The organism is Martelella sp. AD-3 (assembly GCF_001578105.1).
Taxonomy (GTDB): domain Bacteria; phylum Pseudomonadota; class Alphaproteobacteria; order Rhizobiales; family Rhizobiaceae; genus Martelella.
Genome location: NZ_CP014275.1, coordinates 281,048 through 305,816 on the forward strand (window position 1 = coordinate 281,048; position 24,769 = coordinate 305,816).

At 63.7% G+C, this 24,769-nt stretch carries 22 protein-coding genes, 1 pseudogene and 1 other annotated feature; of the genes and pseudogenes, 13 read left to right on the top strand and 10 right to left on the bottom strand.

The genetic code is table 11. From position 1 onward, the window contains the following. Positions 1 to 18: 18 nt before the first annotated feature. Both AZF01_RS01315 and AZF01_RS01320 read right to left on the bottom strand, forming a co-directional pair. A complete protein-coding gene (locus AZF01_RS01315) occupies positions 19 to 873 on the bottom strand; it encodes a universal stress protein (RefSeq protein WP_024707769.1) in 855 nt (284 codons plus the stop codon). 11 nt (positions 874 to 884) lie between these two features. Beyond that, complete coding sequence (locus AZF01_RS01320; protein ID WP_024707770.1) at positions 885 to 2,387, bottom strand: SulP family inorganic anion transporter; 1,503 nt, start codon at positions 2,385 to 2,387, stop codon at positions 885 to 887. Positions 2,388 to 2,458: 71 nt separating this feature from the next. Further along, positions 2,459 to 2,514 (bottom strand) — a sequence feature (sul1 is cis-regulatory element that is thought to sense ions involved in sulfur or methionine metabolism; They are found in Alphaproteobacteria). A gap of 330 nt (positions 2,515 to 2,844) precedes the next feature. Here AZF01_RS01320 and AZF01_RS01325 point away from each other — a divergent pair. The 4 genes and pseudogenes from AZF01_RS01325 to AZF01_RS01340 all read left to right on the top strand — a co-directional run bounded on the left by AZF01_RS01325 (position 2,845) and on the right by AZF01_RS01340 (position 8,284). Continuing rightward, positions 2,845 to 3,678: pseudogene (locus AZF01_RS01325) on the top strand (Ku protein). 1 nt (position 3,679) lies between these two features. Beyond that, entirely contained in the window at positions 3,680 to 6,145 is a 2,466-nt protein-coding gene (gene ligD, locus AZF01_RS01330; RefSeq protein WP_024707771.1) for a DNA ligase D, read from the top strand. 131 nt (positions 6,146 to 6,276) lie between these two features. Next, entirely contained in the window at positions 6,277 to 6,756 is a 480-nt protein-coding gene (locus AZF01_RS01335; protein WP_024707772.1) for an NUDIX hydrolase, read from the top strand. A 49-nt stretch (positions 6,757 to 6,805) separates the two neighbouring features. Next, positions 6,806 to 8,284 (top strand): inorganic phosphate transporter, encoded by a 1,479-nt coding sequence (locus AZF01_RS01340; protein WP_024707773.1) that lies wholly within the window; start codon positions 6,806 to 6,808, stop codon positions 8,282 to 8,284. Positions 8,285 to 8,416: 132 nt separating this feature from the next. Here AZF01_RS01340 and AZF01_RS01345 read toward each other — a convergent pair whose 3' ends face one another. Further along, positions 8,417 to 8,686, bottom strand: coding sequence for a hypothetical protein (locus AZF01_RS01345; protein WP_152534509.1), 270 nt, complete (start codon positions 8,684 to 8,686; stop codon positions 8,417 to 8,419). A 25-nt stretch (positions 8,687 to 8,711) separates the two neighbouring features. Next, on the bottom strand, positions 8,712 to 9,374 hold the full coding sequence (locus AZF01_RS01350) for a TlpA disulfide reductase family protein (protein ID WP_024707775.1): 663 nt from the start codon (positions 9,372 to 9,374) through the stop codon (positions 8,712 to 8,714). Positions 9,375 to 9,397: 23 nt separating this feature from the next. Between AZF01_RS01350 and argH the strand changes: the two genes are divergently transcribed. The 4 genes from argH to AZF01_RS01370 all read left to right on the top strand — a co-directional run bounded on the left by argH (position 9,398) and on the right by AZF01_RS01370 (position 15,106). Further along, positions 9,398 to 10,795 carry an argininosuccinate lyase gene (gene argH, locus AZF01_RS01355; protein WP_024707776.1) on the top strand — a complete coding sequence of 466 codons (1,398 nt, stop codon included), beginning with the start codon at positions 9,398 to 9,400 and terminating at the stop codon, positions 10,793 to 10,795. Between the two features lie 87 nt (positions 10,796 to 10,882). Continuing rightward, positions 10,883 to 11,149 (top strand): lipoprotein, encoded by a 267-nt coding sequence (locus tag AZF01_RS01360; protein WP_024707777.1) that lies wholly within the window; start codon positions 10,883 to 10,885, stop codon positions 11,147 to 11,149. A 14-nt stretch (positions 11,150 to 11,163) separates the two neighbouring features. Next, on the top strand, positions 11,164 to 12,426 hold the full coding sequence (gene lysA, locus AZF01_RS01365) for a diaminopimelate decarboxylase (protein ID WP_024707778.1): 1,263 nt from the start codon (positions 11,164 to 11,166) through the stop codon (positions 12,424 to 12,426). A gap of 127 nt (positions 12,427 to 12,553) precedes the next feature. Then, positions 12,554 to 15,106: a TIGR02302 family protein gene (locus AZF01_RS01370; protein ID WP_024707779.1), complete on the top strand. Its 2,553-nt coding sequence runs from the start codon at positions 12,554 to 12,556 to the stop codon at positions 15,104 to 15,106. A 75-nt stretch (positions 15,107 to 15,181) separates the two neighbouring features. On the opposite strand, the gene AZF01_RS01375 is transcribed toward AZF01_RS01370, so the two are convergent. Both AZF01_RS01375 and hpt read right to left on the bottom strand, forming a co-directional pair. Continuing rightward, positions 15,182 to 15,541, bottom strand: a complete 360-nt coding sequence (locus AZF01_RS01375) for a response regulator (protein WP_024707780.1) — start codon at positions 15,539 to 15,541, stop codon at positions 15,182 to 15,184. A 163-nt stretch (positions 15,542 to 15,704) separates the two neighbouring features. Next, on the bottom strand, positions 15,705 to 16,247 hold the full coding sequence (hpt, locus tag AZF01_RS01380; RefSeq protein WP_024707781.1) for a hypoxanthine phosphoribosyltransferase: 543 nt from the start codon (positions 16,245 to 16,247) through the stop codon (positions 15,705 to 15,707). Positions 16,248 to 16,493: 246 nt separating this feature from the next. Here hpt and ftsE point away from each other — a divergent pair, with 246 nt between their 5' ends. The 4 genes from ftsE (at position 16,494) to AZF01_RS01400 (ending at position 20,250) form a co-directional block, all read left to right on the top strand. After that, on the top strand, positions 16,494 to 17,153 hold the full coding sequence (gene ftsE, locus AZF01_RS01385; protein ID WP_024707782.1) for a cell division ATP-binding protein FtsE: 660 nt from the start codon (positions 16,494 to 16,496) through the stop codon (positions 17,151 to 17,153). Between the two features lie 562 nt (positions 17,154 to 17,715). Then, positions 17,716 to 18,597: an ABC transporter permease gene (locus AZF01_RS01390; protein ID WP_244435544.1), complete on the top strand. Its 882-nt coding sequence runs from the start codon at positions 17,716 to 17,718 to the stop codon at positions 18,595 to 18,597. A gap of 166 nt (positions 18,598 to 18,763) precedes the next feature. Further along, complete coding sequence (locus AZF01_RS01395; protein WP_024707784.1) at positions 18,764 to 19,450, top strand: YdcF family protein; 687 nt, start codon at positions 18,764 to 18,766, stop codon at positions 19,448 to 19,450. A 5-nt stretch (positions 19,451 to 19,455) separates the two neighbouring features. Further along, positions 19,456 to 20,250 carry a 1-acyl-sn-glycerol-3-phosphate acyltransferase gene (locus AZF01_RS01400; RefSeq protein ID WP_024707785.1) on the top strand — a complete coding sequence of 265 codons (795 nt, stop codon included), beginning with the start codon at positions 19,456 to 19,458 and terminating at the stop codon, positions 20,248 to 20,250. A gap of 6 nt (positions 20,251 to 20,256) precedes the next feature. On the opposite strand, the gene AZF01_RS01405 is transcribed toward AZF01_RS01400, so the two are convergent. Next, positions 20,257 to 20,799, bottom strand: coding sequence for a gamma-glutamylcyclotransferase (locus AZF01_RS01405; RefSeq protein WP_024707786.1), 543 nt, complete (start codon positions 20,797 to 20,799; stop codon positions 20,257 to 20,259). A 49-nt stretch (positions 20,800 to 20,848) separates the two neighbouring features. Between AZF01_RS01405 and AZF01_RS01410 the strand changes: the two genes are divergently transcribed. Continuing rightward, a complete protein-coding gene (locus AZF01_RS01410; protein ID WP_024707787.1) occupies positions 20,849 to 21,847 on the top strand; it encodes a DUF2125 domain-containing protein in 999 nt (332 codons plus the stop codon). An 18-nt stretch (positions 21,848 to 21,865) separates the two neighbouring features. Here the strand turns inward: AZF01_RS01410 and AZF01_RS01415 are convergent, their stop codons facing one another. The 3 genes from AZF01_RS01415 to AZF01_RS01425 form a co-directional block, all read right to left on the bottom strand. Further along, positions 21,866 to 22,795: a prephenate/arogenate dehydrogenase family protein gene (locus tag AZF01_RS01415; protein WP_024707788.1), complete on the bottom strand. Its 930-nt coding sequence runs from the start codon at positions 22,793 to 22,795 to the stop codon at positions 21,866 to 21,868. After that, complete coding sequence (gene hisC, locus AZF01_RS01420; RefSeq protein ID WP_244435543.1) at positions 22,792 to 23,901, bottom strand: histidinol-phosphate transaminase; 1,110 nt, start codon at positions 23,899 to 23,901, stop codon at positions 22,792 to 22,794. The genes AZF01_RS01415 and hisC overlap by 4 nt, the downstream gene beginning before the upstream one ends. A 123-nt stretch (positions 23,902 to 24,024) precedes the next feature. Continuing rightward, on the bottom strand, positions 24,025 to 24,768 hold the full coding sequence (locus AZF01_RS01425) for a class I SAM-dependent methyltransferase (protein WP_024707790.1): 744 nt from the start codon (positions 24,766 to 24,768) through the stop codon (positions 24,025 to 24,027). Position 24,769: the final 1 nt, after the last annotated feature.

Here is a 24,769-nt window from a genome sequence, read left to right on the forward strand (position 1 = left end):
TATATGGCGATCTGCGCGTCAGCGCACCAGGAAGACGGGGATCTTGCAGGCGCGCAAGACCGCCGTTGTGGTCGAGCCGATGACGAGCGCGCGGATTCGCGAATGCCCGTAGGCGCCCATGACCAGAAGGTCGGCGCCAATCTCGGCCGTCACATCCTCGATGACCTTTTCCGCATGGCCCGGGCGCATGACGAGCTTCGCCGTCACGCCCGCATCCTGCAGCCGCTTCAGCGCGGTCTCGGCCTTGCCGGCCATGGGATCGCCTTCCTTGCAGACGGTCAGAAGCGTCGCGTCCGTTTCCTTGAGAATGCGGCTGCCGATCACGCGCTCCACCGCCTTGTCGGCGCTCGGACCGCCGTCATAGGCGACCAGAACCTTGTGGATCGGCTTGAAGGCGCGGGCGGCGACGAAAACCGGCTGCTTTGCGGACCGGACGGCGCGCTCCAGGTTGGAGCCGAGATGACCGGATGCAAAATCCGCCCCTTCGCCGCGCTTGCCGATGACGATCACGCGGGAATCCGCACCGACATCTTCGACCGCCTCGACGAAATCGCCGTTGCGCAGCCGGGTCTTGACCTCGGTCACGCCCTCGGCAGCGAGCCGCTCGAGCGCGCCTTCGAGCAGCAGGCGTCCGCGTTTCTGCGCCACCTTGGCGTTCTGGGCGTCAAGCTCGGCCAGTTCTTCCAGAAGCGCGGTGCGGGCGCCAAGGCCGATGGAACCGGAAAGGTCGGCCGGCGCATGATGGCCTTGCTTGCGCTCCAGCACATGAACGAGCTCCACGGAAAGGCCGAGCTGGCCGGCAATCCACGCAGCGTGATCGCACACGCTTTCGGCATAGTTCGAACTATCGATAAAGGCTGTCAGCTTATCCATGATTGATCTCCCTAATGCCCCTCTTTCATGAAGTCTTCGAGCGCGTCGGGCTTGTCGTGCACGGCAAGCCGGTCGACAATGGTCGCGCTCGCCTCGTTGAGGCCGACAATCTCGACCTCGGCGCCCTCGCGCCTGAATTTCATCACTACCATATCGAGCGCTCCGACGCTTGATATATCCCAAATGTGGGCGCGCGAGACGTCAATGACGACCTTCTCCAGTGCTTCGCGGAAATCGAAGGCAGCGTTGAAATCCTCCACCGAGGCGAAGAACAACTGGCCCTCGACATGATAGGTCCGCGCTGTTCCATCTTCGGAAAGCTCGGAGCGCACGCCGAAGAGCTGGGCGATCTTCCAGGCGAAGAAGATGCCGGAGAGGAGCACGCCGACCAGCACCCCGATCGCGAGATTGTGCGTGGCGACGACGACGGCGACGACCGAGATCATGACGACGGAGGACGAGCGCGGGTGGTCCTTCAGGTTCTTGATCGATGACCAGGAGAAGGTGCCGATCGAAACCATGATCATCACGGCGACGAGCGCCGGCATCGGGATCTGGCGCACCCACTGGTCCAGCACGACAACGAGGATGAGAAGAACAACGCCGGCAATGAAGGTCGAAAACCGTCCGCGACCGCCGGATTTCACGTTGATCATCGACTGGCCGATCATGGCGCAGCCGGCCATGCCGCCGATGAAGCCGGTGCAGAAATTGGCGATGCCCTGGCCGGCGCATTCCTGGTTGCGGTTGGAGCGCGTATCCGTCAGGTCGTCGATGAGCTGCGCCGTCATCAGACTTTCCAGGAGGCCAACGACGGCTACCGCCAGCGAATAGGGCAGGATGATCATCAGCGTTTCAAGCGTCAGCGGCACCATCGGCAGATGGAAGACCGGAAAAGCATCCGGCAGTTCGCCCATGTCGCCGACATTGCGCACGTCGAACTGGAAGATCATGGTCAACACGGTGATGACGACGATGGCGACGAGCGGGGAGGGAACGGCATTGGTGACGCGCGGCAGGAGGTAGATGATCGCCAGCGCGCCTGCGACCAGCACATAGGTCACGAAGGTCACGTCCGTCAGTTCCGGCAATTGCGCCATGAAGATCAGGATCGCCAGCGCGTTGACAAAACCGGTCATCACCGAGCGCGAGACGAAACGCATGAGGGCGCCGAGCTTCAAGAGGCCGAAAACAACCTGAATGACGCCGGCCAGCACGGTGGCCGCCAGCAGATATTCCAGCCCGTGGCCGGCGACCAGCGGGGTCATCAGCACGGCGGTTGCCGCCGTCGCGGCGGAAATCATCCCGGGCCGGCCGCCGACAAAGGCGATGATGACGGCGATCGAGAAGGAGGCGAACAGGCCGACCTTGGGATCGACGCCGGCGATGATGGAAAAGGCGATGGCTTCGGGTATGAGCGCCATGGCGACGACAAGGCCGGAAAGCGTGTCGGCGCGCACATTGCCGAACCACTCCTGCCGGTACTGGGCGAGTGAGAAATGTCTGGTGTTCATCAATGGTCCCTGAAAATCTGTTTGCGGCCGGCAGGCAGAGGCGGCCGGGAGGATCGTGAAACAGTTTCAATGGTTGTCCGGCGGATCGGCGGCCGGAAGAGCCACCCGGGTTTTCACCGGGTCCGGGGTTCATTGACGACAGTCAATACGGATTTGGGCGCTGGAGGGCAAGGTTTGCAGCGCAAAATATGGCTGGACGGCGGCGATTGGTGCCGGTGATGCGCGGTTTTGAGCCGCGCGTCTCGCGCCGCGAGCACCCGTTATTGCCGCTGCGGGGACAGAGCCGGACGCGTCGGTCTCCGGCAGCCCGCCGCTTTCACATAGGCCCTGCGCTTCAGAAGCAACTGGCGCGCAGCACCGCCGTCTCGCTGCCGGGAACATTGCCGCGGCCTGGCCGTTGAATCGCCAAAGAGCTGGGGAGACTGGCATGGCATCACGGGCAATATGGAAAGGGCAGATGCGACTTTCGCTGGTGTCGATAGCGGTGGAGCTTCACTCTGCGACGCGCCGCTCGGCCAGCGTTTCCTTCCGACAGATCCACGAGCCGACCGGAAAGCGCATCCGCTACGAGAAGGTGGCCGAAGGTGTGGGGCCGGTTGACCCGGATGATATCGTCAAGGGGTATGAGCAGGACGGCGAATATGTGCTGATTGATCCCGAAGAGATCGATGCAATCAGGCTCGAAACGAAAAAGACCTTCGAACTCGTCCAGTTCGTCGGGGCCTGCGAGATTCCGCCCATTTATTTCGACAAGCCTTACTACATCGTTCCGGCCGACGAGCTGGCGTAGGATGCCTATCGCGTGATCCGCGATGCGCTGCGGCGCTCGCAGAAGACGGCGCTCGGGCAACTGACCATGCGCGGCAAGGAATATCTGGCGGCCGTACGTCCCTGCGGCGACGGACTTCTGCTCGAGACTCTGCATTATGCCGACGAGATCCGCAATGCCGATCCGCTGTTCAGCGCGATCGAGGACGAGGCGAGCGACGACGAGCTTCTCGATGTGGCAACCTCGCTGATCGATAAGAAGACCGCCGCTTTCAGCCCGGAGGATTTCCGGGATCATTACCGCGAGGCGCTGGAAGACCTGCTCGCGAAGAAGCAGAAGAACCGTCGCACGCCGCGCGCCAAGGCAGATCACGGCGACGGCGGCGGCGGCGAGAACGTGGTGGACCTGATGGGCGCCTTGAAGAAGAGCCTTGAGGGGACGAAATCCGGCGGCGGAAAATCCTCATCCGGAGCGAAGGGCAAAGCCAAGCCGAAAACCGGCACGCGCAAAAAGGCATCATGACATGGCCGAGATCGACAGACTTGCAGAATACGTGACGCGCCGCGATTTTTCGCGAACCGGGGAGCCTGGGCGCGGAACCCGCAGGAAAAGCCGCAAGGACAAGCTTTCCTTCGTGGTGCAGAAACACGATGCCTCCCGACTTCACTATGACTTTCGGCTGGAATGGAGCGGCACGCTCTTGAGCTGGGCGGTGACGCGCGGACCGAGCGACGATCCGCGGGAAAAGCGGCTGGCGGTGCGCACCGAGGACCATCCGCTCGACTATGCCGGCTTCGAAGGCACGATCCCGAAGGACCAGTATGGCGGCGGCACCGTCATGGTCTGGGACCGCGGCACATGGGAACCGGTCGGGGACCCCGAACAGGGACTTTCCGAGGGCAAACTGAAATTCTGCCTTAAGGGCGAACGCATGAACGGCGGCTGGGCGCTGGTGCGCATGCGCGGCAGGAAGGGCGAAAGGCGCGAGAACTGGCTGCTGATCAAGGAGCGCGACGGCATGGCCGGCGACGAGGCCGATCATCTGACGGGCACCTTTGAGACCAGCGTCAAGACCGGGCGCTTGCTCGACGCGATCGAACAGGATGGGAAGCCGAAAAGGACCGGGTCGAAATCAGGATCTTCCAGCGGGAAAATGCCGAAATTCAGGAAGCCCGAACTGGCCACGCTCTACGACGCGGTGCCGGAAGGCGAGGGCTGGATCCACGAAACCAAATTTGACGGCTATCGCTGCATAGCCGCCGTGGGCAAAGGCGGACCGCGCTTCTTCACCCGCTCGGGCCAGGACTGGACCGACAAATACCAGGCGCTTGCCGATGCCTTTGACGCGCTGGAAGGCGAGAGCCTGTTGCTCGACGGCGAGATCATGGCGGCCGATGTTCCCAAAAACGGCTCGGCCTTTTCCGCGTTGCAGGCGGCGCTTCATGACGGCGCGCCGCTCCTCTATTATGTGTTCGACATCCTCGAGCACAATGGCAGGTCGCTGACCGACTGCCCCCTTCTTGAGCGCAAGGCGGTGCTTGAGGAGGCGCTTGCGCCGCTTGACCTCGAAGAGGGCAAGGTGCGGGTTTCGGCCTGGGTCGAGGGCAATGGCGGCGACATTCTCGAGAAGATCTGCAAGGCCGGCGGCGAGGGCATCGTCTCCAAGAAGGCCGATGCGCCCTATCGCCACGGCCGCACAAAAAGCTGGCGCAAGGTCAAGTGCGGCAAGCGGCAGGAGTTCGTCATCGGCGGTTATTCGCCCTCTTCGAAAAGGGGCCGCGCCTTCGCCTCGCTGTTGCTCGGACAATATGCGGATGACGGGCGTCTGTGCTATCGTGGCCGCGCCGGGACAGGGTTTTCGGCGGATGAACTCGACCGGCTGGGCGGCAAGTTGAAGAGCCTTTCCCGCAAGACCGCTCCTTTCGAAGATGTGCCGGGGGCGATCGCGCGGGATGCTGCCTGGGTTACGCCGAAACTTGTGGCGGAAATCGAGTTCGCGGAGCTGACCGCCGAAGGGCATGTGCGCCACGGCGCCTATCTCGGCCTGCGCGGCGACAAGGAGGCGGAAGAGGTGACACCGGAAAACGAGACGCGCAGCGACGCCACGGTCAAGGGCATCACCATAACCCATCCGGACCGCGAACTCTTTGCGAAGGCCGGGGTGAGCAAACTCGATATCGCCCGGCATTATGGTCTCGTCGGCGAACGCATGGTCGAAATCTGCGGCGAACGCCCGGTTTCGCTGCTGCGCTGCCCCGCCGGGATCGAGGAGGAGTGCTTTTTCCAGAAGCACGCTGGCAAGGGCTTTCCCGATGAGCTGACCCGCATCGCCATTGCGGAAAAGGACGGAGAGACGGGAGAATATCTCTATGCTTCGGGCGCGGAAGGCTATGTCGCCGCCGCCCAGATGGGCACGATCGAGTTTCACGGCTGGGCGGCGCGCGCCGACCGGCTGGAACGACCTGACCGGATGGTCTTCGATCTCGATCCAGACGAGAAGCTCGGCTTTGCCGAAACGAAGCAGGCGGCTTTCGACCTGAAGTCCCTGCTGTCCGATATCGGACTTGAGGCCTATGCGATGGTGACCGGCGGCAAGGGCGTTCACCTTGTCGTGCCGCTTCGGCGCACCGTTGGCTGGGATACGCTCAAATCCTTCGCCAAAACGCTCGCCCATCTGATGGCCGAGCGCGAACCGGACCGCTTCACGGCCACCATGTCGAAGGAAAAGCGAAAGGGGCGGATCTTCATCGACTGGCTGCGCAATGAACGCGGCGCGACCGCGATCCTGCCCTATTCCGTCCGCGCCCGGCCCGGCGCCCCGGTGGCCACCCCCGTCACCTGGGACGAACTGAAGGAGCTGAAGTCGGCCGCCGCCTTTGGCTTGAAGGACATGGCCGAACGCCTGGGGCAGGAAGAGCCGGCGCTGGCCGTCAAGCCGCAGACGCTCGCCAAGGCGGTGATCGACAAGCTCAAGAGGCGGCTTGGCTGAACGGCTTCTCGTCAGTCAAGACTGGCTTGCAGAACGCGCCGCGTCGCAGTCCACGCTTCAATTGCGACTTGAGTGCCGGCGCTTTTTTCACTAAACAAGCCCCACTTTTCCGCTTTATGACGGTTTTATGAATGCTTTCCCGTTTCTGGAATAATTACCTCGCGCCCCTTCTGGGGCGGCCCGCGCGCGTGCAGATCGCCGCCCTTTGCCACCGCGAAGGAGCAGACGGCCCGCAGGTTCTGCTCATCACCTCGCGCACGACGAGGCGCTGGATCATCCCCAAGGGCTGGCCGGTCACAGGCACCGACGGCGCCGGCACGGCGCTGCAGGAAGCCTGGGAAGAGGCCGGGGTGAAACCCGCAGACAGGGATCACCGCTGGCTCGGGCGCTATCGTTACAAGAAGATTGTCGGCGGCGAACTGCCGGTGACGACCGACGTCCATGTTTATGCGGTGCGGGTCGAGACGCTTCTCGACAGCTTTCCGGAGATGGACGAACGCAAGCGCGCCTGGATGACGCCTGAAGACGCGGCCCGCGCCGTGCAGGAACCGGAGCTCAAGACGATTCTGAAGGATTTCCCGAAGCGCATCGGCGCGGCGCGGCGCGGCTAGGCGGCGTGGGACCGTCCGGAAGGACCTTTGGACTGCAAGGACATGCACAGTGACTGATGATGCCACGCCGCACTGGAAGACGCTCGACAAGGACCTCAATCGTCTGACGCGTCTGGAAGAGGCCACCATGTATACCGCCCGCCCGCTGGTGGGCGTCGGCGTCAGCCTCGTTTTCGTGACGCTGACCGTGGTGGCCGCGGCGATCTTTACCGGCGGCGAGCCGCAAAGCCTGGCGGTGGTCGTGGCGGCGGCCTTCGGCGCCTATATGGCGCTCAATATCGGCGCCAACGACGTCGCCAACAATATGGGGCCGGCCGTCGGCGCCAAGGCGCTGTCGCTGCTCGGCGCCATCGCCATTGCCGCTGTTTGTGAAAGCGCCGGCGCGCTGCTGGCCGGCGGCGACGTGGTCTCCACCATCTCCAAGGGCATTATCGATCCCTCGGCCCTTGCCAGCACGGCCGTGTTCGTGCGGGCGATGATGGCGGCCCTTCTGGCGGCCTCGGTCTGGGTCAATCTTGCGACATGGATCGGCGCGCCGGTCTCCACCACCCATTCCATGGTCGGCGGCGTCATGGGCGCCGGCATCATGGCGGCGGGACTGGCAACGGTGAACTGGCCGACCATGGGGGCGATTGCGGCAAGCTGGGTGATCTCGCCGCTGCTTGGCGGCGTCATTGCCGCGGCCATGCTCGCCTTCATCAAGTGGCGGGTGATCTATGTCGAGGACAAGATCGCCGCCGCGCGGGTCTGGGTGCCGGTGCTGATCGGGGTGATGAGCGCCGCCTTTGCCGCCTATCTCGCGCTGAAGGGCCTGAAGAAGATCATCTCGATCGATCTCGGCACGGCGCTTTTGATCGGAGTTGTTGCGGGTATCGCCATGTGGCTCCTGTCGGTGCCGTTCATCCGGCGGCAGGCGGCGGGGCTGGAAAACCGCAACCGCTCGCTGAAATCGCTGTTCCGCCTGCCGCTGGTGGTCTCGGCAGCGCTTCTGTCCTTTGCCCACGGCGCAAACGACGTGGCCAATGCCGTCGGCCCGCTGGCGGCCATCGCCTATGTTCAGAAATCCTCAGCGGTTGCCGGCGAAGTCGCCATCCCGCTCTGGGTGATGATGATCGGCGCGCTCGGCATTTCCTTCGGCCTCGTGCTGTTCGGGCCGAAGCTGATCGGCATGGTCGGCAGCCAGATCACCAAGCTCAACCCGATGCGTGCCTATTGCGTCGCGCTGTCCGCCGCCGTGACCGTGATTGCCGCCTCATGGCTCGGCCTGCCGGTGAGCTCGACGCATATCGCCGTCGGCGGCGTCTTCGGCGTCGGCTTCTTCCGGGAATGGTACATGGAACGACGCGCCCGCCGAATCGAGATGGAGCGGCCGGTTGCCCGCCGCATTCCGGGCCAGGAGCGCGCGCGCCGCAAGCTGGTGCGCCGCTCGCATTTCATGACCATCATCGCCGCCTGGGTGATCACCGTTCCGGCGGCCGCGCTTCTGTCCGCCGGCTGTTTCCTGCTGCTGCAGACGATCGGGTTCTGAGCGCTAAGCCGGACGTTTCGTCCCAAACGCCCGGGCAGTATCCTCAGAACTTGAACGAGAAGCGGGCCATTGCGGCCGAGTCCGCGACGCCGGCGCTGACGAGCGCGACATCCTCGCCGACCGGCACGCCAGCTACGGTGAAGGCCGCCGCGCGCTGGTTCGGCGTCTGTGCGTAGCGCTCGAAGGCAGAACCATCGCGGGCAGCCGGAGCAGCACCGCATTGGAGGTGTAGTCGAGGAACGGAACGAGATAGGCCAGCGTCGTGGTCACGCCGTGAAACGTGCCGGAAACGCCGCCGTCTGCCGTCAGGATCGTATATTCCGATTCCGCCGCGTAAATGCCGGGGCGACCTGAGGCTTTTGACGACTCGGGTTTCGGGAGAAAGAACAATGGCAGTTGCAAGGAGCGGTCGGGGCTGCGGCGGGCATCAGCGTCCGATCGCCGTCCCCACCAGCGCCTTGGCGTCATCGCTTGCCCATTCGGCCGGGCCGTTCATGGAACCGAGCAGGCAGCCGTTCCCGTCAATCAGGATGGTCGAGGGCAGGCCGAAGGCGAGGCCGTCCTTTTTCAGCGTGTTGAACACGCCCATGGTCCCGTCGCGGTAGAAGGCGAGCGAGGAGATGCCGATCTCGTCGAGGAATGTCTTCGGCTTCTCGTCGGAGCCCGTGTCGATATTGACGGCGACGACCTCGAAATCATCGCTGCCCATTTCGGCTTCGAGTTCATCAAGCGCCGGCATTTCCTCGCGGCAGGGCACGCACCAGGTGGCCCAGAGGTTCATCAGCACGGTCTTGCCCGTGAAGGCGGAAAGCGATGTCGCGCCGGCATCGGAATTGAAGGCGAGGTTCTGCATCGGGCGCGGCTTTTCGGCGGGAATGAAGGCCGCGACCTCGCCTTTCGACAATGGTTTCAGCGCGTCAGCGGTTGCAACCGCGCTTTCGCACTGTCCGGCTGTCGCCAGTTCGCCCGCGCCATTGCCAGTGAACGTATTTTTCACGTATACCGCCACAGCGCCGGCGATGAGCCCGGCAACAAGCGCGATAAGAACAAGTCTGGCGGAGATGGGGCTCTTGCGGCTCTTCTTCGTCATGTCACTCTCCAGATAGGCACGTCATGGCTTCCGACAACAGCACCTCGAATACAATGTGGGGCGGGCGTTTCGCCTCCGGCCCCGACGCGATCATGGAGGAGATAAATGCCTCCATCGATTTCGACAAGGCTCTCTATAACGAGGATATCGACGGCTCGATCGCCCATGCGACCATGCTTGCCGAAAAGGGCATCATTTCGGAAGAGGACAAGGTCTCAATTCTGGAGGGCCTTTCAACAATTCGTCGTGAGATCGACGAGGGACGTTTCGCCTTCTCGCGCCAGCTCGAAGATATTCACATGAATATCGAATCGCGCCTGCGCGAGCTGATCGGGGCCGCCGCCGGGCGACTGCACACGGCGCGTTCGCGCAATGATCAGGTGGCGCTCGATTTTCGTCTGTGGGTGAAGAAAGAGCTCATCAAGACGGAGGCCGCGCTGACGCGCCTCATCGGCGTGTTTCTCGCCCGCGCCGAAGAACATGCCGAGACGGTGATGCCGGGCTTCACCCATCTGCAGACCGCCCAGCCCGTCACCTTCGGCCATCATTGCATGGCCTATGTCGAAATGTTTGGCCGCGATCGCAAGCGCGTGCGCCACGCGATCGAACATCTGGACGAAAGCCCGATCGGCGCCGCGGCGCTCGCGGGCACGGGCTTTGCCATCGACCGGCACATGACGGCCGAAGCGCTCGGCTTTTCCGGCGGACCGACGCGCAACTCCATCGACACGGTATCGGATCGCGACTTCGCGCTGGAATTTCTGTCTGTCGCCGCAATCTGCAGCACGCATCTTTCGCGTCTTGCCGAGGAGATCGTCATCTGGTCGACGCCGCAGTTCAATTTCGTTCGGTTGTCCGACAGTTTCTCCACCGGTTCTTCGATCATGCCGCAGAAGAAGAACCCCGATGCCGCCGAACTGGTGCGCGCCAAGACCGGCCGCGTCAACGGCGCGCTGGTAGCGCTTCTGACGGTGATGAAGGGTCTGCCGCTCGCCTATTCCAAGGACATGCAGGAAGACAAGGAACAGGTCTTCGACGCCGCAAAGAGCCTCGATCTGGCGATTGCCGCCATGACCGGCATGATCGGCGATCTGACGGTGAACACGGCCTCGATGAAGGCTGCCGCCGGTTCCGGCTTCTCCACCGCCACCGACCTTGCCGACTGGCTGGTACGCGAGGCGGGGCTGCCCTTCCGCGACGCCCATCACGCGACCGGCCGCGCCGTTGCGCTTGCCGAAAAGAAGGGCTGCGACCTCGCCGGACTGACGCTGGAAGAGCTTCAGGAGATCAATTCGGCGATCACGGACGGCATCTTCGATGTGCTGACGGTCGAGGCCTCGGTGGCCAGCCGCAAGAGCTTCGGCGGCACGGCGCCGGACGAGGTGAGAAAGCAGATTGCCTGGTGGCGCGAGCGCGTTTGAATTCGCGCGTTTGAGGGTGCACAAGCCTCGCCTGATCGGCTATCAGGAGAGGCATCGGGTTTGTTCAGGCTTGCGGTGGAGAGTGCCATGAGAAAAGACAGGATCGCCGTTGCGGCATTATTGGCGAGCGCACTGGTGCTGACCGCCTGCGGGCGGCGTGGCCCGCTGGAAGTGCCGCCGGCAACGCCCAAACAGGTAGAGCGCGAGGCGCAGAGCGCCAATACGCCGGCCATCCGCATCGCGCCGAACGACAAGCCGGTCATCCTCGACGGATCCGGCGACAATGTCGTCAATGCCGGGCCGGATGCCGCCGTCGATGGCGAGCCCTTCATTCTCGATTCCCTTCTCAACTAGCCGGGTCCTTTCTCGTGAACCACTTCGAATACCGCGACGGCGTGCTCTTTGCCGAGGGCGTTTCCATTCCGGCCATCGCCGAGGCCGTCGGCACGCCCTTTTATTGCTATTCCACGGCCACGTTCACGCGCCATTACAAGGTCTTCGCCGAAGCCTTTGCCGGTTCGGACGCGCTTGTCTGCTACGCGGTCAAGGCCAATTCGAACCAGGCGATCCTGAAGCTTCTGGCCGGTCTCGGGGCGGGCATGGACGTGGTCTCCGAAGGCGAACTGCGCCGCGCGCTGGCCGCCGGCGTCGCGCCGCAAAAGATCGTGTTCTCCGGCGTCGGCAAGACGGTGCGGGAAATCGATTTCGCGCTTGAGACCGGTATCTACTGCTTCAATGTCGAATCCGAGCCGGAGCTTGAGGTCTTGAGCGCCCGTGCGGCAGCGAAGGGTCTCGAAGCCCCGGTTTCCTTCCGCATCAATCCGGATGTCGATGCGAAGACCCATGCCAAGATTTCGACGGGCAGGAAGGAAAACAAGTTCGGCATCGCCTTTTCTCGCGCAGAGGCCGTTTATGCCCGCGCGGCGGAACTGCCCGGCATCCGCGTCACCGGGATCGACATGCATATCGGCAGCCAGATCACCGAGCTCTCGCCCTTCCGCGATGCGTTCCGGCTGATGAGGACGCTGGTTTCGGAACTGAGGGCCGCCGGCCATGCGATCGATCATGTCGACGTCGGCGGCGGGCTCGGCATTCCCTACGAGTTCGACAACAATCCGCCGCCGGAGCCGACGGCCTATGCCGCCGTCATCCGCGAGGAACTGGCCGGCCTTGATTGCCGGATCGTCGCCGAACCGGGGCGGATGATCGCCGGAAATGCCGGGATTTTCGTCACCGAAGTGATCTATGTGAAGGATGCGGAGTCGAAAAGCTTCGTTATCGTCGACGGCGCGATGAACGACCTTATCCGCCCGACGCTTTATGAGGCCTATCACGCGATCCGCCCGGTGATCCTGAACCCGAAGGCTGAGCGGCTGGTCGCCGATGTCGTCGGTCCGGTCTGCGAGACGGGCGATTATCTGGCGCTTTCGCGCGAGATGGGAAGGCCCGAGCCGGGCGATCTTCTGGCGGTCTCGACGGCAGGCGCCTATGGCGCGGTGCAGGCCGGCACATACAATACCCGCCTTCTGGTGCCGGAAGTGCTGGTCGACGGCGACCGCTACCACGTCATCCGTCCGCGCGGCAGTTACGAAGAACTGATCGGGCTTGATTCCGTGCCGGACTGGATGTGACGCTGCTCGCAAAGTCTTGAAGACGGATTTGCCCATATTCGTCTTCGTCTCCTCGCTATCGTCATAAACCGTGCTATGGTTTGCGTATCGTTCACGCCGCCGCCGAAAGGCGCGACAAACGGGACCCATGACCGCGCGACAGCAAGACACCGGCACGCAAGACCCGGACAAGGCCAGACAAGGCAAGGCGCTGATGCGGCGCATTGCCCGCGGTCGCGCGTTTGCCCGTTTCAACCTAATTGTCGAGCGCCTGGCTCCCGGCCTGGTCTGGCCCGCCTGTGCGCTGGCGCTCTACCTTTCCTTTTCCTGGCTCGGCCTGTTTCACGCCGTGCCGTTTGCCCTGAGGGTCGTTCTCCTTTTGCTGCTTGTCGGCGGCTTTTTCGCCGGTTTCTGGCCGCTGCGGCGGTTCAAAATGCCGACCCGGGCAGAAGCCGAGCGACGTCTGGAGCGTGAAAACGCGCTTGCCCATCAGGCCATTTCCGTTGCTGGAGACAGGCCGGCGCGCGAGACGCCGGAGGCGCTTGCCCTATGGCATGCCCACCAGCGCCGCATGGCCGAAAAGCTCGGCAGTTTCGGCAGCGGCCATGTCCGGCCCGATCTGTCGACGGTCGACCCGCACGGCCTGCGCGCCGTTCCCGCGCTTATGCTCTTTGTGGCGTTCCTTTATTCGGGGGCGACCGGCTCCGGGCGGCTTGCGGATGCCTTCCTGCCGCCGGCGGAAGAAAGCGAGACGGCGCTGGCTCTGCGATTCGATGCCTGGATCTCGCCGCCGCCTTATACCCGCAAGGCTCCGGTCTATCTTCAGGCCGACGGCGTCGATCAGGTGGAAGCCATTCCGGAAGGCTCGGTGCTGACGGTGCGTCTGTCAGGCAAGGGGGCCGATGCGCCGATCGTCTTCGTGCCGGATGATGCGGACGCGCCGCAGGCCCCGGACGAGGCCGAGGACGGCGACATGATGCGCAGCGCCCGCTTCACCCTGGCATCGAGCGGCCTGCTGGAAGCGGCGGGACGGCAATGGGTCATCGGCGTCGTGCCGGATGAAATGCCGGTCATCGCCTTCAAGGGCAGGCCGAAGGCGGCGGCAAACGGCGCGCTGGAACTGGAATACACGGTCTCCGATGATTACGGCGTCACGACCGCCCGTGCGGAAATAGCGCCGACGGGAAATGTCGATGCGGATGCGCGACCGCTCTATCCGCCGCCGGAGTTTCCGCTCAACATGCCCTCTCGCTCAAGCAAGGACCATTCCGCCTTCACGAGCCGCAATCTCACCGAACATCCGCTTTCGGGCAAACCGGTCACGATCACGCTGGTTGCGGAAGATGCGGCCGGCCATGTCGCCCGCAGCGCGCCGCTGGAAATGGCGCTGCCCGCACGGACGTTCTACAACCTGCTCGCAGGCTCTGTCGCCGAACAGCGGCAGATCTTCGCGCTCGATACCCGGGCCATGCCGGAAGCGCTGCAATATAGCGCGGCGATCACCCTGCGCCCCGAGGAGACGATCCCCGATCTCACGCAGTTCCTCCTGATCAAATCGGCCCAGACGCGCATGCTGCTTGCCCATGACGAGGAGAGCTATCTCGATACGGCGGACTATCTCTGGGCGATCGCGACCGGGATCGAGGACGGCGCATTGTCGGATGCCGAGCGACGCCTCAGAGAGGCGCAGGATGCCCTGAGCGAGGCGCTGCGCGACGGCGCTTCCGATGCGGAGATCGCCCGGTTGATGGAAGAATTGCGCCAGGCGATGCAGGAATACCTGTCTGAAATGGCCGAACGCATGCAGCCGTCCGATATGCAGCAGGGCGCGCAGCAGGCGCTGCGCCAGCGCGATCTCGACAATCTCCTGAACCAGCTCGAAAACCTTGCCCGCTCCGGCGATCGCGCCGCCGCCCAGCAGCTCTTGTCGGAATTGCAGCGGATGATGAACAACATCCGGCCGCCGTCTTCCACGGCCCAGCAGGGGCAGCAGAATTCGGAGATGCGCGAGCAGATCGACCGGCTTGGCGAACTCATTCAGGAGCAGCAGCGGCTGATGAACGAGACTTTCGAGCTTGACCAGCAATTGCGCGATCGCGAGCAGTGGGGCGACCCGCCGCCGCGCCAGGATGGCGAGCAGCAGGGCCGGAACGGCGATGAGCAACCTTCACCGCAGGAGATGACGGCGGAGGAATTGCGCGAGGCGCTGCGCCAGCTTCAGGAGCGCCAGCAGGCGCTTTCAGAACAGCTCGGAGAGATGCAGCAGAAGCTTTCCGAGCTCGGCATGCCGCCTGCCGAGGGTTTCGACCGCGCCGGAGAGGCGATGGACGGCGCCGCCGAGTCACTCGGCGAAGGCGAGGGGGAAGGCGCGCTGGACGGGCAGGGCAATGCGCTGGAGGCCCTGCGTCAGGGCGCCCAGCAGATGATGAATTCGATGATGGCGCAGGGCCAGGGCCAGGGCCAGCAGGGCCCGAACGGCCAGACCGGTTGGGGCAGCCAGACTGGTCGCGATCCGCTTGGCCGCAATCAGGGTTCGGACGGACTTGATTTTGGCGATGATGTTCAGGTGCCGGACGAATTTACGGTCGAGCGCGCCCGCGAGATCCTCGACGCCATCCGCGAACGGTTGAACGAGGATGCTCCGCTTCCCTCAGAGCCGCCTTATCTGGAGCGCTTGCTGGAGCCTGAGACGGGGAATTAACCCCGCCGGATCGTCATGCCGACGCAGAGATGCGCTGCCCCTGGACGTTCAACCCGGCATGATCGAGGCAGATACCTACGCGGCCAGCGCGCGGGCGACGGCCTTGCGGATATCGGGCAGGGCAAAAGGCTTCGGCACCACGTCAACGATCTTTTCCATCAGGTCGTCGGCGCGTTCGCGCTGTTCGGCAAAGCCGGTCATCAGCAGGATCTTCATGCCCGGATGGGTGCTGGCCGCCTGGTGGGCAAGGGCGATGCCGTCCATGATGGGCATGCGCACATCGGAGAGAAGCAGGTCGTAATTGCTCTCCGCCAGGCGTTCCAGCCCTTCCGCGCCGTCCGAGGCCTCGACCGTTTCATGCCCGTCGAGCCTGAGCGCACGCGCGACGAATGCCCTGAGCGATGCTTCGTCTTCCGTGATCAAAATCCTAGCCATGGCGCTGTCCAGTTCTTTCTGTCTTGTCAAAACCCTTGCGGCATGCCCGTTGTTCCGGGCCTTGTTGCCGTAGAGATCACCAGAACTTTCCTAGCGAGAAGTAAACATCGAAAAATGGCAATTTATGTAGTTAACAAGCTCTGTTACCGCGATTTAACCTTGGTTAAGCATCACCGGTGATAACGCCGACGAAGGGAAGCTCGCGGAAGGCATAGGCCACGTCCATGCCGTAGCCGACGACGAAGCGGTCCGGGCAGTGGAAGCCTGCATAGTCGGCCTCCAGAACCTCTTCGCGCTTGTTCTGCTTGTCGAGCAGCACGGCGATCGAGACATTGGCCGCGCCGCGCTCCAGCATCAGGTTACGGGCAAATCTCAGCGTGCGGCCGGATTCGAGAATGTCGTCGACGAGCAGCACGTCCCGGCCTTCCACGAGGCTGTCGATATCCTTGACCAGGCGCACGCCGCGGCTGACGGTGCCGGTGCCGTAGCTTGAGAGCGTCATGAACTCGACCTCCGGGGCAAGGCCCACCTTGTGCAGCGCACGGATCAGGTCTGCGGCGAAGACAAAGGAGCCCTTCAGAATGGCGATGACGAGCAGGTCCCTGGCGGGGCCGCTCGCGATTTCATTGGCGAGTTCCTCATTGCGCCTGGCGATGTCCTCGGTCGAGAACAGCACTTCGATATTCTTGCCGCGAACGACGTGCATGGGGGCGCTCCTCATTTTCTGCGGTGCGCCGGGGCGCCGCGTTCATTGCCTATCGGGAATTTCCGGTTTTAATGGCTTTGCAACCGGGCGGCAATCAAAACGCCGGAAAGGGCGCGCGACGGGCAGCATTTCTTCGTGGATAATGCCGGGGACGCCTGCCGGCTTTGCCCTCTGTTCACCACCTGTTATGCATAATCGGCGATGATGGCGCCGAAATAGAGCGAAGGCTGTCCGCTGACCATGACACTGATCCAGTTTGAAAATGTGGGGTTGCGATACGGGATGGGTCCGGAAGTCCTGCGGGACATGACGTTCGACATACCGAAACACTCCTTTCAGTTTCTGACCGGCCCGTCGGGCGCGGGCAAGACGACGCTTCTTCGGCTGATGCTGATGGCGCTGCAGCCGACCCGTGGCCTCATTCGCCTGTTCGACCGCGATGTCGCCGTCATCCCCCACAAGGAGTTGCCGATGTTGCGACGCCGCGTAGGAATCGTGTTCCAGGATTTTCGCCTGCTGGACCATATGACGACCTATGAGAATGTCGCCCTGCCGCTGCGCGTGCGCGGCAGGGAGGAGGTCTCCTATCGGAACGATGTGATCGAACTGCTGAAATGGGTCGGGCTCGGCGAAAGGCTCAATGTGCGCCCGCCGGTGCTTTCCGGCGGGGAAAAGCAGCGCGCGGCGATTGCCCGGGCCCTGATCGACCAACCGGAAGTGCTGCTTGCCGACGAGCCGACCGGCAATGTCGACCCTCCGATGGCGCGGCGCATCCTGAGCCTGCTCGTCGAACTGAACCGGATGGGCACGGCTGTGGTGATCGCCACCCACGATATTGCGCTGATGGACCGTTATGACGCCAGGCGGATGATCCTGTCGGAGGGAAGGCTCGATATCTATGACTAGGCCGCCCCGTTCGATCCGCGATCCCCGTCTGGAGGAGGAGCGTCTTCAGCGCGAGCGCGAGGAAGAGCGCCGCCGTGCCGAGGCGCGGGCCCGCGAGGAACGCCTGCTCGAGGAGCGGATTCTCGAGGAGCGCCGCCGCGAGGAAATCCGCGTGCATGAGGCCGAGGCCGCGCGCAAGCGGCAGATGCAGCAGGAGGCCGCAGCGCGCGAGGCCGGGCGTCTCGAGCGGGAAAAGGCAGATCGGGAAAGGTTGAGGCACGCGCAGGCCGAACGGGAGGAGGCCGAGGCAAGACCTGTCCAAGGGGAAGGGCAGGCGCGACCCCGGCAGAGGCCGACCGCCGAAACCCGGCCGCCACGCGCGCGCCCGGGAAGCCGGGCGACCCCGACGCCTGACAGATCCGCGCCGCGCGCCGATGCCGGGCCGCGCCAAAGGCCGGCGCCGAAGACGGAACAGGGTGGCACGGGAGACGGTCGCAGTGTGCGAAGACCGCCTGCCGTCGGCCAGAAACGGGGCAAGCCGACGCCGATCGTTCCGCCCGCGAATGTGCAGTCGCGGGCGCTGATGGCGGTGATCGCGATCATGGCCTTTCTCGCCTGCCTGACGCTCGGCGGCGTCTCCATGGTGCGCGCCACGGCGGCAAGCTGGCAGGGCGGCATCTCCCGCGAGGTCACCATCCAGATCAAGCCCGCCGAAGGGCGCGACATGAACCAGGCGCTTCTGACAGCCAGGGACGTGGCGCTGCAATTCGTCGGCACGATCGACGGTCAGGTGGTCGATGAGGCGGCAACCGAGCGGCTGCTCGAACCCTGGCTCGGGACCGGGCTGGATTTCGATGAATTGCCGGTGCCGCGCCTTGTGATCGTGACGATCGACGAGAACAATCCTCCGGATTTCGCGGCCATGGCCGCGGCCCTTCAGGGCGCCGTGCCGGGCGCCTATCTCGATGACCATCGCGCCTGGGTGAACCGGCTTTCGGCCATGGCCGATGCAACGACGACGATCGGCGTCTCGATCATGGCGCTGGTCTTCTCTGCCATGGTGCTGACGGTGGTTTTTGCCACGCGCGGCGCGCTGTCTGGCAGTCGCGACATTGTCGAGGTGCTGCATTTTGTCGGCGCGGAGGGCGGTTTCGTCGCCCGCCAGTTCCAGAACCATTTTCTCAACGTGGCGCTCAAGGGCGCGTTTCTGGGCGGCGGGCTTGCCTGCCTGTTTTTCGTGGTCGCGCGCTTCTGGCAGGCGCGATTCCTTGCGACCCCCGGGGCCGATCAGGCCACCGCGCTGTTCGGCAAGATATCGATCGGCTGGGGCGCTTATGCGGGAATCCTTCTGACGATCGTCGTCATTGCGGCGCTGACGACGCTGACGGCCCGGCTGACGGTGATGCGCACGATCAGGGAGATCGATCGCATCCGTTCGGACCCGGCCCGCACCGATACGCTTTAGCTCCTCCCGAATTTCAACTTATTCGGCGTCGTCGCCCGGCCCGAATTTCAGCTATATCGTCTGTACTGTATGAAGGGCGGCGGAATGATTCGGCCGGCCACCGATTCGCGTTGCCCTTTGGGCGATGCAGTGTCAGCTGCCGCAAGGCATCCGGAATGGAAGGACGATGGGAAACGAACTCGGCAAGCCGCCGGAAAGGAGCGGCAACGGGGATGGTGCGCGAGGGCGGGCGGTCACGCGCACGGGCTTCGTGCTGCGTGCCGTTCTGGTTCTCACGCTTGCCGCGATGATTGCCTTTGGCGGCGGCTTCCTGTGGTTTACCGTCAGAATCCTGGCCGAAAGGCCGCCGCCGATCTACGAGACCGACGCGATCGTGGTGTTGACCGGTGGCGCGCGTCGCATCGACGAGGCGCTTCTGCTGCTGGCCGAGGGCGCAGGAGAGCGACTTCTGATTTCCGGGGTCAACCCTTCGACAACCCCGGAAAGCATTCGCAAGACCACCGACGGCGACATCCAGTTGTTCGAATGCTGCGTCGATGTCGGCTATGAGGCGCTCGATACCTACGGCAACGCGGTTGAGACCCGCAAATGGATCGAAGAGCACGGCTATCGGCGCGTCCTGGTCGTCACCAGCGCCTATCACCTGCCGCGCGGCCTGTTCGAATTGCGCCATATCGATCCCGATACGGTGTTTGTCGGCTATCCCGTGCCGCTGGGCGAGGGCGACAAGCCCTGGTACGACAATCTGCGCTATGTGAAGGTGCTGGGGTCGGAATATCTGAAGTTCATCGGAGCGCATGTGCGCGCGGCAACGGGGCTGTGGGTTCTTCGCCCCGCCGAACAGGAAGAATGACTGGCATGGGTATCTTTCGTTCCATCGCCTTCAATACCGCCTTTTATGTCGGAACGGCGCTCAGGATGATCGTACAGTCCCCCTATTATTTCTCGGCCTCGCGCGAGAACGCCTATCGTGTCGTGGTTCAGGGCTGGGGCCGGTTCGTCAACCGGCAGATGCGCTTCTGGGCCGGCGCGACGTTCGAGATCGAGGGGCTGGAGAACATCCCCGAGGGGCCCTGCATCATCACGCCGAAGCACCAGTCCGCCTGGGACACGATCATGTTGTTGCCGTGGATTCCGGATTCCGTCTTCATGCTGAAACGCGAACTGATCCAGATGCCGCTCTTCGGCTGGTATCTGAAGAAACAGCGGCAGATCGCCGTCGATCGCGCGGCAAGTGGCCGGGCGATGGCCGACGCGATCAAGCGCACCAAGGCCGAGGTGGAAACCGGTCGGCAGCTGATCATTTTTCCGGAAGGCACGCGTCGGCCGCCGGGAGCAGAACCGGACTACAAACGCGGCATCCAGATGATCTATAGCGGCCTTGCCGTGCCGGTCGTGCCGGTGGTCATGCATCCGGGTTTGTTCTGGCCGCGCGGCAATTTTCGCCGCCAGAAAGGGCATTTCAAGGTGCGGGTCCTGCCTGCGATTCCGCCGGGAAAGCCGCCGAAAGCCTTCTTTGCCGAACTCGTCGAGACCATGGAGCGGGAAAGCGACCGGCTGCTTCTGGAGACCGTCGCCGAAAACCCGCATCTCGACCTTCCCGAGGTGACGCGAAAGCGCATCGCGGAACTGAAGGCAGCAGAAGGGCTTTGAGGTCGCTCAGCCGTGCCTGGGGCGCGGTTGCTCGTTGAGCAGAAGCCTGGCGACCGATTCCAGCGCCGCATCGCCGATGCGCATCTGTTTCAGGTGGTCGACCGTGTTCAGCACATAGTCGCGATTCGGGCCGGACTGGCCGTGGCCGCGCCGCACGATGTCGGCCGCCCTGTCGATATCCACCTTGCCTGCATATTGCTTGTGGGAATGGTCAACCACATAGGTGACGGCGGGAACGGTATTGCCATTGTCGAGCCGGACCGGCAGGACGAGTTCGCGATAGACCCTCGTCACCAGTTCGCGGGCGCGCAGATAGGCCATCACCGCCTCCTCGTCATCATTCCTCGCGGCGAAGGCGACGCCCTCGCAAAAGCCGCCCCTGTCGAGGCCGAGAACGAGGCCGGGCATTTCGGCCGTTCCGCGATGAACGTAGGAATAAACGCAGAGGCTTCTGTGATAGCCGGAAAGACGGGCGTTGACGCGCTTGTGGTTCGGGAAACCCGGGTTCCACATCAACGAGCCGTAGCCAAAGACCCAGAATTCGTCCATATGCTATGCCAGACTCCGATTGAAACGTAGGACAGAATGGGAAGCCACCATGGCAGGTTCAACCCGCACGCGCAAATATCTGAAATGGTCGCTGGTCGTGCTGGTCGTCCTCCTTTTGGCCTATGCACTTGGCTGGTTCTTCATCGCGCGCACGGTAAAGGCCCGCATTTTCGATCTCCTGGAGGGCCAGAGCGGCAATGAAACCGTCGTCAGCTGCGAGGATATCGGCTATCAGGGCTTTCCCGCAAGCTTCGGCTTTTTCTGTGACAGCCTGCACGTTCGGGACCGGAAGACCGACGCCGTCTTCGATACGCCGCGCCTGCTTGCCGAAGCGCCCGTCTATGCGCCGTGGTCGGTGATGGCGACGGTGACGGGGCCGGCAACGCTCGACAATGACGCTGGCATGATCCTGCGTTCGGAATGGGAGCATCTTGGCGGCAAGCTGATCTACGGCCGCGCAGGTCCGCGTCTGGTATCCTATGATATCGAGGGCCTGACGGCGCGTTTTGCCGCTCCGGAAGGTCGCCAGGGCACGTTGACGGCCGAATATGCGCAAGGCCTTGTGCGCGATGATGACGGCGATCTCGATCTTGCCTTCACGGTGACCAACGGCGTCCTTCGGCCGCAGAACAACGCGGAGGCTCTGCCGGCCGTTTCCGTCAACCTTCTGGCGACCATCGACGACGGTGGGGCGCTTCTGGCGAACAAACAGATCCGCTCCCACGGGCTGCGCGGCAAGAGCGGCATTCTCAACCAGGCAACGCTCGCCATCGGCGATCGCGCCTCGCATATCGCGATCTCCGGCCGTTTCTCCTTCGATAAGGAGGGCTATCTGGACGGGCGCTTCAGCGTCGAGCTGACCGGGATCGACGGCATCTCGCAGGTTCTCCAGCTTGCCTTTCCGCAGGTCGCGCGACCGGTCGAGACGGTGACCGGGCTGATCAAGTCGTTTACCGGCGGCCAGCGCACCATGGCGCTCGATGTCCGGGTGAACCAGGGCCGGGCAATGCTGGGCTTCATCCCGCTCGGCCAGATCCCGCCGGTCTGACGGGATCGCGTACGGGCCTCAACCCTTCTTGTCGAGCGTATGCCGGCCGAAGTCCGGCACGTCCACATCCTGTCCTGCCTCGATGATCGAGCGGCGGACATCGCGCGTGCGGGCGAAGAGCTCGAACAGCTTGTCGCCCTCGCCCCAGCGGATCGCGCGTTGCAGATAGGCAAGGTCTTCGGAAAACCGCGCCAGCATTTCCAGTATGGCGTCCCTGTTGTGCAGGCAGACGTCGCGCCACATGGTCGGATCGGAGGCGGCAAGGCGTGTGAAGTCGCGGAAGCCCGAGGCGGAATACTGGATGACTTCCGACTGCGTCACCGTTTCCATGTCGTCGGCGGTGCCGACGATGTTGTAGGCAATGATGTGCGGCAGGTGCGAGACAATGGCGAGAACCTTGTCGTGGTGCTCAGGCGCCATCCGGTCGACCTTCGAGCCAAGCGCCTGCCAGAATGCCGTAAGCTTCTGGAGCGCATCCTCGTCAACGGCTTCCGGCGGGGTCAGAATGCACCAGCGTTCCGCAAAAAGGCCTTCAAATCCGGCATCCGGACCGGAATGTTCCGTGCCCGCAATCGGGTGACCGGGAATAAAATGCACGCCTTCGGGCACGAAGGGCGTCATCTGGGCGATGACCGAGGCCTTGGTGGAGCCGACATCGGTCAGGATCGCGCCCTTTTTCAGATTGGGCGCGATTTTTTCCGCCACCGCGCCGGATGCGCCGACGGGAACGGAGACGATTACCAGATCGGCGCCCCGGACGGCATCTTCGGCCGCTGCCGTATAGCGGTCGCCCAGCCCGAGTTCCTCGGCGCGCCTGAGCGTTTCGGGAGAACGGGTGGAGACGATGATCTCGCGGGCAAGCCCCCTCGCGCGGATGTCGCGGGCAAGAGAGGAGCCGATCAGCCCGATGCCGATCAAGGCAATGCGTTCAAACATAAAGCCGCTCATGCCGCATCCGTCTTGGCTTTGCCGGCCATGAATTCCTTCAGCGCCGCGATCACGCCGCGATTGGCTTCGTCCGTGCCGACGCTCATGCGCAGCGCGTTCGGAAAGCCGTAGCCGGCAACCATGCGCAGCACATAGCCCCGCGACGACAGGAAGCGGTCGGCATCAGGCGCGCGCAGGCCGTCTTCGTCGGGAAAGTGGATCAGGATGAAGTTGGTGACGGACGGCGTGACCTCAAGGCCGAGCGCGATCAGTTCCCGCGTCAGCGTTTCGATCCATTCCGCGTTGAATTCAACGGCTTTCTGGGTGAAGCCGTCATCCTTGATCGCAGCCGTCGCCGCGGCGATTGCCGGAGCATTGAGGTTGAAGGGCCCGCGCACGCGGTCCATCGCGCCGACAATCTCCAGCGGGCCATAAAGCCAGCCGACGCGCAAAGCAGCCAGCCCGTAGACCTTCGAGAAGGTCCGGGTCATCACCACATTGGCGTTCTCGGCGACCAGTTCGAGGCCTGCCGCGTAATCATTGCGGCGGACATATTCGGCATAGGCCGCGTCCAGCACCAGAATGACGTTCTCCGGAAGGCCGGCGTGCAGGCGGCGGATTTCCGAGAAGGGCAGATAGGTGCCGGTCGGGTTGCCGGGATTGGCGATGAAGACGATGCGGGTCTTGTCGGTTACGGCGGCAAGGATCGCGTCGACATCGACGGTCGCGTTCTTTTCCTTCACGGTAACCGGCGTCGCGCCATTCGCCATGATCTGGATCTTGTAGACGAGAAAGCCGTGCTCGGTGATGATCGCCTCGTCGCCTTCGCCGAGATAGACGTGGGCAAGCAGGCCGAGCAGTTCGTCCGAACCGTTGCCGCAGATGATGTTCTTCGTGTTGAGGCCGTATTTCGCCGCGATTGCCTCCCGCAGGGCGGTTGCCTGGCCGTCGGGATAGAGCGCCAGGTTCTCGCCCGCATTGCGCATCGCCTCGATCGCCTTCGGGCTGGGTCCGAGCGGCGTCTCGTTCGACGACAGCTTGTACACCTTCGCAACACCCTCGACATGGTCCTTGCCGGGGACATAGGCGGCAATATCCATGACACCGGGGCGGGGTGTCGGCTTCATCGACTGATCAGGCATAGGAGACCTCGAAAACAACATGTGGCCGCAAGAGCCGTTTGAACGGGAGAAGCAATAATGAGGATTAGGCGCTTTGTCGAGGGCGGCCGCCCCGCAGCGGCAAGACCATCAGGAGCGGTTGCGCGTGGTCGGTACGCCCTGGGGCGCAAGGGCGGGCACCAGAACCTTGCGTGCGGAACGGGCGGCCACCGGCAGGCCCTGATAAAGCCGCTTCTGCGCCTCGACGATGTTGACGCCGGAAAAGGCCGGCCAGAACGTGCGGCCGGACCGTTCGAAACCGGCGCGGAATTTCAGCACCGTCCGGCTTCTCGACGGCGGGAAGAACAGCGCCTCGGCAAAGGCGCCGGGGGTGAAATTGGTCTCCCGCAGCAGTTCCGTGATCTGGCTCTTGGAATAGGGGCGGCCGTTGCCGAAGGGCGTGTGTTCCAGCCTTGCCCAGACGCCGCGACGGTTGGGCGCGACGATGACAAGGCGGCCGCCGGGGGCGAGAATGCGCCAGAGCTCGCTCAGGGTCTCGCGCGGGCTTTCGGTGAATTCCAGCGCGTGCACCATCAGCACCCGGTCGATGGAGGCATCGGGCAGCGGCAGTTCCTCGTCCATGACCAGCGCGGTTGCCGACGCCGCGTGGGCAGGCCAGTTGATCGCGCCCTGGGAGGCAGGCATGAAGGCCATGACCCGTTCCGCATCCGTGCCGAGCCGGTCGAGATAGGGCAGGCAGTAGCCGAGCCCCACCAGGCGTTCGTCCGGGAGTTTCGGCCAGACAGGCACGAGCGCCATGGCGATGGAATGGGCGGCGAGGCGTCCAAGCCTGGTGTGGTAGAAGGCGCGAAGGTCAACGATATCGGCGTTCATG

Coding starts and splice junctions, on each gene's coding strand:
- AZF01_RS01315 (WP_024707769.1), bottom strand. CDS start 873: ATGGATAAGCTGACAGCCTTTATCGATAGTTCGAACTATGCCGAAAGC.
- AZF01_RS01320 (WP_024707770.1), bottom strand. CDS start 2,387: ATGAACACCAGACATTTCTCACTCGCCCAGTACCGGCAGGAGTGGTTC.
- ligD (WP_024707771.1), top strand. CDS start 3,680: ATGGCCGAGATCGACAGACTTGCAGAATACGTGACGCGCCGCGATTTT.
- AZF01_RS01335 (WP_024707772.1), top strand. CDS start 6,277: ATGCTTTCCCGTTTCTGGAATAATTACCTCGCGCCCCTTCTGGGGCGG.
- AZF01_RS01350 (WP_024707775.1), bottom strand. CDS start 9,374: ATGACGAAGAAGAGCCGCAAGAGCCCCATCTCCGCCAGACTTGTTCTT.
- argH (WP_024707776.1), top strand. CDS start 9,398: ATGGCTTCCGACAACAGCACCTCGAATACAATGTGGGGCGGGCGTTTC.
- AZF01_RS01360 (WP_024707777.1), top strand. CDS start 10,883: ATGAGAAAAGACAGGATCGCCGTTGCGGCATTATTGGCGAGCGCACTG.
- AZF01_RS01370 (WP_024707779.1), top strand. CDS start 12,554: ATGACCGCGCGACAGCAAGACACCGGCACGCAAGACCCGGACAAGGCC.
- AZF01_RS01375 (WP_024707780.1), bottom strand. CDS start 15,541: ATGGCTAGGATTTTGATCACGGAAGACGAAGCATCGCTCAGGGCATTC.
- hpt (WP_024707781.1), bottom strand. CDS start 16,247: ATGCACGTCGTTCGCGGCAAGAATATCGAAGTGCTGTTCTCGACCGAG.
- AZF01_RS01390 (WP_244435544.1), top strand. CDS start 17,716: ATGGCGGTGATCGCGATCATGGCCTTTCTCGCCTGCCTGACGCTCGGC.
- AZF01_RS01395 (WP_024707784.1), top strand. CDS start 18,764: ATGGGAAACGAACTCGGCAAGCCGCCGGAAAGGAGCGGCAACGGGGAT.
- AZF01_RS01400 (WP_024707785.1), top strand. CDS start 19,456: ATGGGTATCTTTCGTTCCATCGCCTTCAATACCGCCTTTTATGTCGGA.
- AZF01_RS01405 (WP_024707786.1), bottom strand. CDS start 20,799: ATGGACGAATTCTGGGTCTTTGGCTACGGCTCGTTGATGTGGAACCCG.
- AZF01_RS01410 (WP_024707787.1), top strand. CDS start 20,849: ATGGCAGGTTCAACCCGCACGCGCAAATATCTGAAATGGTCGCTGGTC.
- AZF01_RS01415 (WP_024707788.1), bottom strand. CDS start 22,795: ATGAGCGGCTTTATGTTTGAACGCATTGCCTTGATCGGCATCGGGCTG.
- hisC (WP_244435543.1), bottom strand. CDS start 23,901: ATGAAGCCGACACCCCGCCCCGGTGTCATGGATATTGCCGCCTATGTC.
- AZF01_RS01425 (WP_024707790.1), bottom strand. CDS start 24,768: ATGAACGCCGATATCGTTGACCTTCGCGCCTTCTACCACACCAGGCTT.